The sequence below is a fragment of the Lacisediminihabitans sp. genome, from assembly GCF_036569425.1.
Classification (GTDB): Bacteria; Actinomycetota; Actinomycetes; order Actinomycetales; family Microbacteriaceae; genus Lacisediminihabitans.
This window is the reverse complement of record NZ_DATCQQ010000091.1, coordinates 1-11,959: the sequence shown is the minus strand read 5'-3', so window position 1 is coordinate 11,959 and position 11,959 is coordinate 1. Positions and strand designations below refer to the sequence as shown.

Annotated in this window: 12 protein-coding genes and 1 pseudogene; 8 read left to right on the top strand and 5 right to left on the bottom strand. The window is 68.6% G+C overall.

Annotated elements, in window-relative coordinates:
• Positions 1-10: 10 nt before the first annotated feature.
• Positions 11-922: a class II fructose-bisphosphate aldolase gene (locus VIM54_RS15195; protein ID WP_331902612.1), complete on the top strand. Its 912-nt coding sequence runs from the start codon at positions 11-13 to the stop codon at positions 920-922.
• 550 nt (positions 923-1,472) lie between these two features.
• Here VIM54_RS15195 and VIM54_RS15190 read toward each other — a convergent pair.
• Together VIM54_RS15190 and VIM54_RS15185 are read right to left on the bottom strand one after the other, a co-directional pair.
• Positions 1,473-2,003, bottom strand: a complete 531-nt coding sequence (locus VIM54_RS15190; RefSeq protein WP_331902580.1) for a hypothetical protein — start codon at positions 2,001-2,003, stop codon at positions 1,473-1,475.
• 136 nt (positions 2,004-2,139) lie between these two features.
• On the bottom strand, positions 2,140-3,660 hold the full coding sequence (locus VIM54_RS15185; protein WP_331902579.1) for an amino acid permease: 1,521 nt from the start codon (positions 3,658-3,660) through the stop codon (positions 2,140-2,142).
• A gap of 213 nt (positions 3,661-3,873) precedes the next feature.
• Here VIM54_RS15185 and VIM54_RS15180 point away from each other — a divergent pair, with 213 nt between their 5' ends.
• From VIM54_RS15180 to VIM54_RS15160, 5 genes are read left to right on the top strand one after another with little or no spacing between them, the layout of a single operon-like run.
• The gene (locus VIM54_RS15180; protein ID WP_331902578.1) at positions 3,874-5,241 is read left to right on the top strand and encodes a glutamine synthetase family protein; all 1,368 of its coding nucleotides are present in this window, start codon (positions 3,874-3,876) and stop codon (positions 5,239-5,241) included.
• Positions 5,228-5,956: a gamma-glutamyl-gamma-aminobutyrate hydrolase family protein gene (locus VIM54_RS15175; protein WP_331902577.1), complete on the top strand. Its 729-nt coding sequence runs from the start codon at positions 5,228-5,230 to the stop codon at positions 5,954-5,956. Before VIM54_RS15180 ends, VIM54_RS15175 begins: the two co-directional genes overlap by 14 nt.
• Before the next feature lie 14 nt (positions 5,957-5,970).
• Positions 5,971-7,314, top strand: a complete 1,344-nt coding sequence (locus tag VIM54_RS15170) for an aldehyde dehydrogenase family protein (protein WP_414673233.1) — start codon at positions 5,971-5,973, stop codon at positions 7,312-7,314.
• A gap of 11 nt (positions 7,315-7,325) precedes the next feature.
• The gene (locus tag VIM54_RS15165; RefSeq protein ID WP_331902575.1) at positions 7,326-8,114 is read left to right on the top strand and encodes a 3-oxoacyl-ACP reductase; all 789 of its coding nucleotides are present in this window, start codon (positions 7,326-7,328) and stop codon (positions 8,112-8,114) included.
• 11 nt (positions 8,115-8,125) lie between these two features.
• The gene (locus VIM54_RS15160) at positions 8,126-8,884 is read left to right on the top strand and encodes a FadR/GntR family transcriptional regulator (RefSeq protein ID WP_331902574.1); all 759 of its coding nucleotides are present in this window, start codon (positions 8,126-8,128) and stop codon (positions 8,882-8,884) included.
• Here VIM54_RS15160 and VIM54_RS15155 read toward each other — a convergent pair.
• Positions 8,881-9,756: a LysR family transcriptional regulator ArgP gene (locus VIM54_RS15155; protein ID WP_331902573.1), complete on the bottom strand. Its 876-nt coding sequence runs from the start codon at positions 9,754-9,756 to the stop codon at positions 8,881-8,883. The two genes, VIM54_RS15160 and VIM54_RS15155, sit on opposite strands and share 4 nt — an antisense overlap.
• 71 nt (positions 9,757-9,827) lie before the next feature.
• Between VIM54_RS15155 and VIM54_RS15150 the strand changes: the two genes are divergently transcribed.
• Complete coding sequence (locus VIM54_RS15150; RefSeq protein ID WP_331902572.1) at positions 9,828-10,436, top strand: LysE/ArgO family amino acid transporter; 609 nt, start codon at positions 9,828-9,830, stop codon at positions 10,434-10,436.
• Positions 10,437-10,446: 10 nt separating this feature from the next.
• Here VIM54_RS15150 and VIM54_RS15145 read toward each other — a convergent pair whose 3' ends face one another.
• Together VIM54_RS15145 and VIM54_RS15140 are read right to left on the bottom strand one after the other, a co-directional pair.
• Positions 10,447-11,148, bottom strand: a complete 702-nt coding sequence (locus VIM54_RS15145; RefSeq protein WP_331902571.1) for a hypothetical protein — start codon at positions 11,146-11,148, stop codon at positions 10,447-10,449.
• 2 nt (positions 11,149-11,150) lie between these two features.
• Positions 11,151-11,342, bottom strand: coding sequence for a hypothetical protein (locus VIM54_RS15140; protein ID WP_331902570.1), 192 nt, complete (start codon positions 11,340-11,342; stop codon positions 11,151-11,153).
• 128 nt (positions 11,343-11,470) lie between these two features.
• Between VIM54_RS15140 and VIM54_RS15135 the strand changes: the two are divergent.
• A pseudogene (locus VIM54_RS15135) lies at positions 11,471-11,959 on the top strand (hypothetical protein); the annotation flags it as partial.

Sequence of the window (11,959 nt, the reverse complement as noted above, 5' to 3'; positions counted from 1 at the left end):
CGGAGTGACGATGGAGCAGACGATCGGCCGGATGCGCGAGAACACCGCGCGAGCGCGCGCGCTCATGACGCGCAGCCGTCGGGAGCACTTCGCGGTCGGCGCGTTCAACATCGACAACCAGGAGACGCTCATCGCCGTGGCGCACGCCGCGCAGAAGCTCTCCGCGCCGGTGCTGGTGGAGGCGAGCGACGGCGAGGTCGCCTCGATGGGCCTGGCGAACATCCGCGACCTCGTGGACAACTACCGAGACGAGCTCGGCATCGAGATGTACCTCAACCTGGACCACTGTCCGACGGTGGCCGGCTGCAAGCGGGCCATCGACGTCGGCTACGAGTTCATCCACCTCGACATCTCGCAGGCCAACCACGACGCCTCGCTCGACGAGATCATCGAGGGCACGAGGGAGGTCGTGGCCTACGCGCGATTCACCGGGGCGCAGGTCGAGAGCGAGCCGCACTACTTCGCCGGGTCGAGCACAGTGCACTCCGAGGACTTCGACTACGAGGAGATCAAGAAGACCCTCAGCACGCCGCAGACGGCGCGTGCGTTCGTCGACGCGACCGGTATCGACACCTTCGCCGCCGCCGTCGGTAACCTCCATGGGCGGTACCCCGCGCCGAAGATCCTCGACCTGGGGCTGCTCGCCGGCATCCGCGAGGCCATCGACTGCCAGATCAGCCTGCACGGCGGCAGCGGCACACCGCTGCACTACTTCGAGGAGGCGGCGCGCATCGGGGTGAGCAAGGTCAATGTGAACAGCGACCTGCGGTTTGCCTTTCGCACGACACTCGATCGGGTGCTCGCCGAGAACCCCTCGGAGTACTCGGTACCGAAGCTCATGCCGGCCGTGTGCGACGCCGTGGAGGCGGTGGTGGAGGAGAAGATCGTGGCCCTCGGGAGCGCGGGCAAGGCCGTTCGCTGACCCGAGCGCGCCGCACCGCGGTCGCGTCCGTTTCCGTTCGACCTGTTTGTGCCTCGGCGACCGGGCACTGTCGTGTCAGGCGGGAACTGTCACGGGCCGGTCAGCCGAGGGAGGGCGCGGCGCTACGGACCGAGGCCGAGCTGCGAATCGCCCACCTCATCCACAGCCCCGGCTCGTATTGCCGTGCGGGGAGCGTGGCAGAACGCCACACTGGTCACTTCAGCAACACTGGTACCTCCCGTTCTAGCCCCGTAGTGGGGCAAGAAGTGCTCACTGCCCTCTGGTAATTTTCTAAACAGATGACGGGGGTTACCTCAGCTTCTCCTGGTCGCCGAGCGGAAACGCGGGGGCGTTGAATCGCACGGCGGGTCCAGGCGTGTCTCGATTCGGGAAAATAGAGACCGACTCGATCGCCGCCGCTCCATCGGAGCGGCGGCGATCTACGGTTAAGCGCCTGGCGCGCTGACGTCGAGGCCCGGCGGTGCGAAGCGGCTGCGGCCGGAGGGTGCTGCGCGACGAGCCTGCAGTGCTGTGCGACGAGACTGCGGTGCTACGCGACGAGCCTGCGGTGCTGGCGCTCGGCTTCGGCTTCCGTCTCGGCGCTCGCAGCGGCCGCCCTATCGATGGTTCGCGCCTCGGCGAACTCGGCGACCCAGGCCACCTGGGATGGTTCGGCGACCCACACGACGCGCTCGACGCTCTCGGTAACGGGCGCGGCCTCCGGCGCGACGGTCGGGAGCACGATCTCGCTTGTGCTCAGCTCGATCTCGGCGGAGGCGGTGGAGGCAACGGACGGAGAAACCGTGGGGGCCACGTAGTAGGAGCCGACGACCGGCGCGTGATCGGCCAGTTCTCCGGTCTGCGGTGCGATCTGCGCGGCGACGTCCCTGGCGATCCGTTCGGCGACGGTCACGCCGAAGAAGGCGTCGGTGTCACCGGCCTTGCGAAAGTCGATGCTCCACATTCCGCCGACGCCGATGGCCGCGAGCACGCGTTCGCGCACGAGGTCGAAGACGAGCTCCTGGAGCTCTTCGTAATCGGCTGGACTCACGCTGCTGTTGGGCCTGACTGTCTGGGACATGCTTCTCGAACCTTCCACCACGAGGGACGATGGTGTGCTCATTATCACCGACCAACGCGCCTGCGCCCCTGATGACACGCCACACGGCGACGGCGGGGCCCGAAACAGTTCCGGACCCCGCCGTGGTGGTGTGGGTCTATTTCGTGCCGAACACCTCGGTCTCCATGGCGTCGTAGCCTTCCTCCTGCGGGTCACCGTGCAGGCCGCCGCTCAGCGCGTACTCCTCCTCCGGCGAGAGCACGAGCTGCTTGCGGCCGAAGAGCGCGAAGAGGGCGAGCATCACGACGTAGACGACCGCGATGGCCACGATGGCGGGAAGGAACGGTGGGTTGAGCAGGAAGCCGACGAAGGTCGCCGCGGCGATCACGCCGGCGACCGCCGCCCCAGCCACCCCGACCGGGCTCTTGTACGGCCGGTGCGCCCGGGGGAACTTGCGGCGCAGCACCACGAACGAGATCATCTGCAGCAGGTAGGAGAGCACGGCGCCCCAAACCGCGATGTTGAGCACGATCGCCCCGCCGGATCCGGCGGCTCCGCCGGTGAGGTCGACGATGATCATGGCGATGAATCCGATGACCGCGCCGACGATGAGTGCGAGCCACGGCGTCTGGCGCTTGCCGGTGAGGGACAGCACCTTCGGGTAGTAGCCCGCGCGGGAGAGCGAGTACATGTTTCGACCGTAGGCAAACATGATCCCCTGCAGTGAGGCGAGCAGGCCGATCAGTGCGAAGGCCGACAGGATCGCCGCCAGGCCGTCTGGGAGGATCGCGCGGAAGCCGTCGAGCAGCGGCTCGCCGGATGCCGAGAGCTTCGTCGACCCGTTGACGCCCGGGTTGAGCACCAGCACGACCGCGCCGCAGATCACCAGGGTGATCATGCCCACGATGCCCGCCTTCGGGATGTCCTTGGCCGGATTGTGGGCCTCCTCGGCTGCCAGCGGCAGCTCTTCGATACCGAGGAAGAACCACATCGCGAACGGCAACACGAGCAGGATCGGGAAGACCCCGTGCGGGAGGAACGTGCTCTGGCCGGCATCCGGCTTCACGTCGAACAGGTGCTCAACGCTGAAGGCGCCGGACGCGAGGGCGGCGACCGCGAACACGGCCAGGATCGCGATCGAGATGATCGAGACCACGACGGCGAACTTGAAGGAGATCGATGCGCCGGCGGTGTTCAGGGCAATGAAGACGATGTAGAGGATGATCCACCACACCCAGGTCGGCAGCTCGAGACCGAACGTGGCGGTGATCCCGTTCGCGTAGCCGGCCGAAAAGTAGACGATCACGGCAGTAGTCGCGACGTATTCGATCGTCTCGGCGAGTCCGGTGACGAACCCTCCCCACGGTCCCATCGCGGCCCGGGCGAAGGAATACGCCCCGCCGGTGTGCGGCATCGCCGCCGACATTTCTCCGATGCTGAACAGCATCGCGAAGTACATGATGACGACGATGATGAAGGCGATCAGCATGCCGCCCCAGCCCGACGTGGCCAGTCCGAGGTTCCAGCCGGAGAAGTCGCCGGAGATGACCGCGGCGATGCCGAGCCCCCAGAGTCCCCAGACGCCCGCCGACCGCTTGAGCGTGCGCTTCTCGAAGTAGCCATCCTCCGCCCTCGTGTACGTCACCCCGGAAACGCTGGTGTTGCCGTGATCTGTCATTCGTTTTCTCTCCCATGGGTCGAACGAGTTGTTCGCGCGCTCCATTGCGCGCGAGGTGGATCAGAGTGCTCCGAGCGTACTGGCCTATTGGTACCCCGTGTCTACCTTTGGGTGTAAATATCTTGTTACGACTTCTCTTACGACTGCCCACCGCGCGGCGAAGGAGCGTGGTGTAATGGTCGGCAGGACTCTCACCGACCGAGGAGAACGCGCATGACAAAACGCTCCGGAATGCTCACCACCAACGAGCTCAACGGACTCATCGACCGGCAGGAGATCGACACGGTGATCGTGGCGTTCACCGATATGCAGGGTCGTCTCGTCGGCAAACGCACCTCCGCCAGGCTCTTCAAGGAGGAGGTCAGCCAGCACGGTGCCGAGTGCTGCAACTACCTCCTCGCCGTCGACGTAGAGATGAACACCGTCGACGGGTACCGCATCTCCTCGTGGGAGAAGGGGTACGGCGACATGGCCATGATCCCCGACCTGTCGACGCTTCGGCTGGTGCCCTGGTTGCCGGGCGCCGCCCTCGTGATGGCCGACCTCACCTGGCTCGACGAGACCCCGGTCGCCCCGGCGCCGCGGGAGATCCTCAAGCGCCAGATGGCGCGCCTGGCCGAGAAGGGGCTCGTGCCGTACGTGGGCACCGAGCTCGAGTTCATCGTCTTCGACAACAGCTACCGCGACGCATGGGCGAAGGGCTACCGGGACCTCACGCCGGCAAGCGACTACAACATCGACTACGCCCTGCTCGCCTCGACGCGCATGGAGCCCCTGTTGCGCGACATCCGCGTCTCGATGGAGGGCGCCGGGATGTACTGCGAGGGGGTGAAGGGCGAGTGCAACTTCGGCCAGCAGGAGATCGCCTTCCGCTACGAGGACGCCCTCACGACCTGCGACAACCACTCGATCTACAAGAACGGGTCGAAGGAGATCGCGGACAAGCACGGCAAGGCGATCACCTTCATGGCCAAGTTCAACGAGCGCGAGGGCAACAGCTGCCACATCCACATCTCGTTCCGCGGCGCGGACGGCGACCCGGTGTTCGCCGACAAGGACGACGAGCTCGGGATGTCGAAGATGTTCCGCCACTTCCTGGCCGGGCAACTGAAGACGATGCGGGAACTCACCCTCTTCTTCGCCCCCAACATCAACTCGTACAAGCGCTACGTCGACGGCAGCTTCGCGCCGACCGCCGTGGCCTGGGGCCTCGACAACCGCACCTGCAGCCTGCGCGTCGTGGGGCACGGCCTCGGACTGCGCGTGGAGAACCGGGTGCCCGGCGGCGACGTCAACCAGTACCTCGCGGTCTCGGCCCTCATCGCCGGCGGACTGTACGGCATCGAGAACGAGCTCGAGCTCGAGCCGATGTTCGAGGGCAACGCGTACGGCAGCGACGCTCCCCGGGTGCCCGCGACGCTGCGCGAGGCGGCCGAGCTGTTCGGCCGGTCCGAGATCGCGCGGGCCGCCTTCGGCGACGACGTCGTCGAGCACTACCTCAACAACGCGCGCATCGAGGTCGCGGCCTACGACGCCGCGGTCACCGACTGGGAGAGGGTGCGCGGCTTTGAGCGGTTCTGACCCTGTGGTGATCGGCCTCACCACCTACCTCGAGCAGGCGCAGACCGGCGTCTGGGACGTGCCGGCGGCCTTCCTGCCCCGGGTGTACTTCGACTCGGTCACCCGTGCCGGCGGCATCGCGGTGCTGCTGCCACCGCAACCGGTGTCCAGGGAGATTGCCAACCGTGTGCTCGACTCCCTCGACGGCCTCATCGTGACGGGCGGCAAGGACGTCGACCCCAGGCGCTACGGCCAGGATCCCCATGAGGCGACCGACGAGCCGCGCACCGACCGCGACGCCTGGGAGGACGCGCTGCTCACCGCGGCAATCGAGCGCGGACTGCCCTTTCTCGGCATCTGCCGCGGCGCGCAGATGCTCAACGTCGCCCTCGGCGGCAGCCTGCACCAGCACCTGCCCGAGGTGATCGGCAATTCGAGGTACCAGCTCGGGGGCGGCACCTTCAACCGGGTGCCGATCGAGGCGGAGCCGGGCAGCGCGGTGGCGACCCTCATCGGGGCCGAGCCCCTGCACGTGGAGGTCTACCACCACCAGGCCATCGACCGGGTCGCGGACGGCCTGGTCGTCACCGCGCGAAGCGACGACGGCATCGTGCAGGCCGTCGAGGTGACCGGGATGCCGTTCGGCGTGGCCGTGCAGTGGCATCCGGAGCAGAACCAGGACGACCTGAGACTCTTCGCCGGGCTCGTGGATGCGGCACGAGAGGCAAAGAAGTGACCGTCACGACCATCATCAACCCGGCGAACGAGCGCATGCTGCAGACGGTCGAGCACTCGACGCGGGAGCGCGTGGACGAGGCGATCGCGGACGCCGTCGCCGCCCAGCGACTCTGGGCGGCGCTCGCCCCGACCGATCGGGCCGCAGCGCTGCGCCGCTTCGCGGCCGCGGTCGGCAACGACATCGAGACGCTCGCCGGTCTCGAGGTCTCGAACTCCGGACATCCGATCTCCCAGGCGCGCTGGGAGGCCGGCCACGTGCGCGACGTGCTCGACTACTACGCCGCGGCGCCGGAGCGGATGATCGGCAAGACCATCCCGGTGGCCGGTGGCATCGACGTGACCTTCCTCGAACCCCTCGGCGTCGTCGGCGTGATCGTGCCGTGGAACTTCCCGATGACCATCGCGAGTTGGGGCTTCGCGCCCGCGCTCGCCGCCGGAAACGCGGTCGTGCTGAAGCCCGCCGAGTGGACCCCGCTCACCGCCATCCGGCTCGGCGAACTCGCGGTCGAGGCCGGGCTCCCACCCGCGCTCTTCCAGGTTCTGCCGGGGCGCGGCGATGTTGTTGGCGACCGGTTCGTGACCCACCCTGACGTGCGCAAGGTCGTGTTCACCGGGTCGACCGCCGTCGGAAAGCGGGTGATGGCCGGTTGCGCCGACCAGGTCAAGGCCGTGACGCTCGAGCTCGGCGGCAAGTCGGCGAACGTGGTGTTCGCGGATTCCGACCTCGAGAGGGCTGCGGCCACCGCGCCGTACGCCGTGTTCGAGAACGCCGGCCAGGACTGCTGCGCCCGCAGCCGCATCCTCGTGGAGCGCAGCGTGCTCGATCGCTTCCTCGAGCTGCTCGAACCGGCGGTGAAGGGCGTGCGGGTCGGTTCGCCCACCGATGAGGCGACCGAGATGGGGCCGCTCGTCTCCGCCGCGCACCGGGAGAAGGTGCGGTCGTACGTGACCGACGAGTCCCGCGTCGCCTTCCGCGGGAGCGCGCCGGAGGGTGCAGGATTCTGGTTCCCGCCCACCGTGCTGCTGCCGGGATCCCGCACCGACCGGGCCGTGACCGAAGAGATCTTCGGACCCGTCGTGACCGTGCTGCCCTTCGACGGCGAGGCCGACGCGATCGCCCTCGCCAACGCGAGCGAGTACGGACTCTCCGGCTCGATCTGGACCCGTGACGTGGGCCGCGCCCTCCGCGTCTCCCGCGGCATCGAGAGCGGCAACCTCTCGGTCAACTCGCACTCCTCGGTGCGCTACTCGACCCCGTTCGGCGGTTTCAAGCAGAGCGGCCTCGGGCGCGAGCTCGGGCCGGATGCCGCGGCGGCGTTCACCGAGACCAAGAACGTCTTCATCAGCACCGACTAGGAGAAATCGCCATGGCAGTACCGAAGATCGACCTCACCCAGCGGCTCGCGGGCAAGGTCGCCGTCGTCACCGGCGGCGCGAGCGGCATTGGCCTCGCGACTGCGCGCCGATTCGCGGCCGAGGGCGCGACGGTCGTGATCGGCGACTTCAACCCGGAGACGGGGGCCGCCGCGGCGGGCGAGGTGGACGGCCTCTTCGTGCAGGTGGATGTGACGGACGAGCAGCAGGTCGACCGCCTGTTCGCGATCGCCAACGAGACCTACGGCTCGGTCGACATCGCCTTCAACAATGCCGGCATCTCGCCGCCCGACGACGACTCGATCGAGACCACCGAGCTCCCGGCCTGGCAGCGCGTGCAGGACGTCAACCTCAAGTCGGTCTACCTGTGCTGCCGGGCGGCGCTGCGCTACATGGTGGTGCAGCAGTCCGGCTCCATCATCAACACGGCGTCCTTCGTCGCCGTGCTCGGTTCGGCGACAAGCCAGATCTCCTACACCGCCTCGAAGGGCGGCGTGCTCGCGATGAGCCGTGAGCTGGGCGTGCAGTTCGCCCGGCAGGGCATCCGGGTGAACGCGCTCTGCCCCGGCCCGGTGAACACTCCGCTGCTGCAGGAGCTCTTCGCGAAGGACGAGGAGCGCGCCCAGCGTCGCCTCGTGCACATTCCGAAGGGCCGCTTCGCCGAGCCGGAGGAGCTCGCGGCGGCCGTCGCCTTCCTCGCGAGCGACGACTCGTCGTTCATCACCGGCTCGACCTTCCTGGTCGACGGCGGCATCAGCGCCGCCTACGTCACGCCACTGTGATGGCTGTTGCCGTGACCGACCCGGGGGAGGATGCCGGCCGCTTGGGCGTGGCGGGGGATGCGCTGTTCCGGCCTGTCAGGGCCGGCAACGCGTTCGAGGAGACAGTCTCGCGGCTGCTGCAGACGATCCGGCTCGGTATCGTCGCGCCCGGCGAGGCCCTCCCGGCCGAGCGGGACCTCGCCTCGCGGTTCTCCGTGAGCCGGGACACCGTGCGCGACGCGATCCGTTCGCTCGCCGACGCCGGCTACCTGGTCTCCCGCCGCGGCCGGTACGGTGGCACCTTCGTGGTCGACGAGCTGCCGGCGAGGAGTGCCGGTGTCGCGATCGAGGGACTCGCGCCTTCTGCGCCGCCGACCGTCGAGCAGATCGACGACATCCTGGGCCTGCGCGAGATCCTCGAGGTGGGGGCGGCCCGGGCGGCCGCGGCCCGCTCGCTCTCGGCCGAGGAGCGGGAGGCCCTGTGGACACGGCTCGGCGAGACGGCGGAGGCGTCCATTGTCGACTACCGTCGGCTCGACTCCCGGCTGCACCTCACGATCGGCGAGCTCGCCGGCGCGCCGTCGCTCGTGCCGCTCATCGCCGACAACCGGATGCGGGTGAACGAACTGCTCGAGAACATCCCGCTGCTGCAGCCCAACATCGAGCACTCGAACCAACAGCACGAGGCGATCGTGATCGCGATCCTCACCGGCGACGGCGCGCGCGCGGCCTCGGCGATGCAGGAGCATCTCGAGGGATCGGCCGCCCTGCTGCGGGGCTTTCTCGTCTAGGAGAGGTGGGCTGCCGCCGCGCGAGCGACCGCGTCGGCGATCGCCTCGAGCGCCGGGGAGTCTAGCGACCACTGCTGCCAGTAGAGCGGCACGTCGACGGGAGTCTCGGCATCGAGCAGCAGGAGGCGCCCATCTTCCAGGAGGTCCGTGCTCTGGGCGTCGGGCAGCATCGCCCAGCCGAGCCCGAGAGTCGTGGCCGTGACGAATTCTGTCGACGCCGGGATGAAGTGCCTGGGCGGGGCGAGGACGTTGCCGCTGCGCGCGAGCAGGTAGCGGTCCTGCAGGCTGTCCGCGCGATCGAAGACCAGCATCGGGGCGACCGCGAGGGAATCGACTGTCGGTCCCTGGGGCATCCACCGAGCGGCGAATCCGGGACTGGCCACCGCGCGATAGCGCATCGATCCCAGGCGGGAAACGGTGCAGCCCTGCACGGGATCCGGCTCGGAGGTCACCGCGGCCATCACCGTCCCCGCGCGCAGCAGCGCGGCGGAGTGGTCCTGGTCGGCCAGGTAGAGGTCGAATGAGACACCGGCCAGCTCCGCGAGGGCGGGGAGCAGCCAGGTGGCGAGGGAGTCCGCGTTGATCGCCAGGGGAACGCTCGTGAAGGCCATCTCGGCCGGGTTCAGCGCCGCGACCGTGTCGTGCTCGAGCAGTTGCACCTGTCGTGCGAGCTTCATGACCACGAGGCCCGAGTCGGTGAGGCTCGCGGGTTTCGATCGCTGCACCAGCACCCGACCCACCTGCTGTTCGAGCGACTTGATGCGCTGGCTCACCGCGGACGGGGTCACGCGCATGGCGCGGGCGGCCGATTCGAAGCTCCCGGTGTCGATGACGGCGGTGAGCGTCCTGAGCTGGTCGAGGTGGAGATCCATATGAAGCAATGCTAATGAATCATAAGAAAGTTTAGTTGGATTAGTCGGCTTGGCCTTCGTAGGGTTCGAGGATGCCCTTCCTCCCCGTGCTGGCCGGGTTCGCCTCCGGCGGCTCCCTCATCGTCGTGATCGGCGCACAAAATGCCTTCGTGCTGAGGATCGGTCTGCGCCGGCAACACGTGCTGCCCGTCGTGGCGATCTGCGCGCTCTCCGACGCCGTGCTCATCTTCGCGGGAGTCGCGGGGGTCGGCGCCCTCGTGCGCGCGGCACCCGTCGCCCTCGAGATCGCGCGGTGGGCCGGCGCCGCCTTCCTCTTCGGCTATGCGTCGATCGCGGCCAAGCGGGCATTCGGGCGAAGCGCGCTGGAGGCGGCCGTGGCAACCGAGATGTCGCGTGCGGTCGCGGCGCTCGGCTGCCTCGCGCTGACCTGGCTCAATCCGCACGTGTACCTGGACACCGTCGTGCTGCTCGGCTCGCTGGCCGCCACTCACGGTGACGGCGGGCGCTGGTTGTTCGGTGTGGGGGCCGCGGCAGCCAGTGCCGCCTGGTTCTCGGCGCTCGGCTTCGGCGCCCGGTTTCTCGCCCCGCTGTTCGCGAGGCCCGTGGCGTGGCGGGTGCTCGACGGCGCCATCGCCGTTCTCATGCTGACGCTCGGCGTGAGCCTGCTCGTCAACCGGTGACCCGTTGTGGCTAGGCCGTGGGCGGGGTCTTCGCGCGGCGCGGCACCCGCGGTGTCCTGGTAGCGGGGGTCGCGGGCGGCAGGACCTCGGTCGCATCGTTCGTGGACGCGGCCGGCGTCGCTGCCGTCGGCTTCGTCGCGGTCGGCGTCCCGGTCGGCTTCGACGCGGCCGGTGTCGCGGCAGGAGGGGAGGTCACGATCGGCTTGGTCGCCGGCTTGGCCGCGGCCGTCGTCGCGGGCTTGGTCGCGGAGGCCGCCGGCATGACCCTGGTGGCCGTCGCGGTCTGCGCAGCCTCGGGCGCGGTACTCGCGGGGGGAGTGGCGGCATCCGGGGTCTTCGGTGCCGGGGTCTTCGAGGCCGGCGCCTTCGCCTCGGGCTCAGGCGTGACCGTTGCCGGTACGACCGTTGCCGGTGCGGTGGCGGCGGGCGTGCCGGACGCCGGGGTCTCGCCCCAAGGCCCGACCGATGGCCCGGCAGACGGATCGGCCGGCGGGGTCGTCGCCACCGGCTTCGCGGGCTTCGGCGGCTCGTGCCGGGCCACGTAGAGCTGGGCGGCGTGAGTGGCCACGAGCAGGAAGCGAACGAGGAGGAAGATCAGCCCGATTGCCACGGAGAAGAAGAGCAGCATGAAGAACGCCCACACCGCCACGCCGAGCAGCCCCGCGAAGCCAAAGCCCATGTCCTGGATGTTGGGGATTAAGGGGTTGTGCATGCCTACTCCTCTAGCTCGTGAGCATCACGAGACTGTTCGATTACGGTGCCGACGGCGATCGCGACGGTCGCCGCCCAGCTGATCCACATGAGGATGAGCCGCCAGTCGCGGGGGCCGCGCCTCGTGGTCTGGACAGTGCTCCAGCCTCCGAGAATCGCGCTGATCAGGGTGCCGCTGAAAATGAACTTGCGCATGACCGCCTCCCCGCTGTGGTGAGTTCAACGCTACCCCGTCACCGGGAATGCGCACACCCGGGCATAAAAGCGCACACCCGGGCATAGAGGTGACTGCCGAGCAGCGGCGAGCCGGTCGAAGGGGTGCGATGCGAACAGCCATCCTGGGCGCGGCTCTCGTGGTTGTGGGCCTGGTCGCGGTGGCCGTGGGAATTCTCCCCGTGCCGGTCGCCCTGGTGATCGCCGACCGGGTCTGGCCGATCCTGCTCTTCGTGATCGTGATCACCGTCGTCACCGAGCTCGCGGCGGCCGCCGGGCTCTTTCGCGCTTTCGGCCCGTCACCGCCGCAGCGCGATCGGCGGCCCGTGTTCCGGTGGCCCGTCCCTCACTGGTCCGTGTTCCGGTGGCCCGTCTCTCGGTGGTGTGTTTCTTTGTGGTGTGGTCGGTACTGGTGGTCGTCCTCCGCGGCGGGGTCGCTGTTGGGTGTCGATTGTCGGGGGTGGGATGAACCAGGGGACGTTGTTGATGACGTGGATTTGCCAGCCGTCCCGGTGGATGCTGTGGTGGTGGGCGGAGCAGAGCAGGATTCCGTTGGCCAGGTTTGTTTCCTGGGTGTGGGACCACCATCGGATGTGGTG

Coding starts and splice junctions, on each gene's coding strand:
- VIM54_RS15195 (WP_331902612.1), top strand. CDS start 11: ATGGAGCAGACGATCGGCCGGATGCGCGAGAACACCGCGCGAGCGCGC.
- VIM54_RS15155 (WP_331902573.1), bottom strand. CDS start 9,756: ATGGATCTCCACCTCGACCAGCTCAGGACGCTCACCGCCGTCATCGAC.
- VIM54_RS15185 (WP_331902579.1), bottom strand. CDS start 3,660: ATGACAGATCACGGCAACACCAGCGTTTCCGGGGTGACGTACACGAGG.
- VIM54_RS15145 (WP_331902571.1), bottom strand. CDS start 11,148: ATGCACAACCCCTTAATCCCCAACATCCAGGACATGGGCTTTGGCTTC.
- VIM54_RS15190 (WP_331902580.1), bottom strand. CDS start 2,003: ATGTCCCAGACAGTCAGGCCCAACAGCAGCGTGAGTCCAGCCGATTAC.
- VIM54_RS15140 (WP_331902570.1), bottom strand. CDS start 11,342: ATGCGCAAGTTCATTTTCAGCGGCACCCTGATCAGCGCGATTCTCGGA.
- VIM54_RS15180 (WP_331902578.1), top strand. CDS start 3,874: ATGACAAAACGCTCCGGAATGCTCACCACCAACGAGCTCAACGGACTC.
- VIM54_RS15150 (WP_331902572.1), top strand. CDS start 9,828: ATGCCCTTCCTCCCCGTGCTGGCCGGGTTCGCCTCCGGCGGCTCCCTC.
- VIM54_RS15165 (WP_331902575.1), top strand. CDS start 7,326: ATGGCAGTACCGAAGATCGACCTCACCCAGCGGCTCGCGGGCAAGGTC.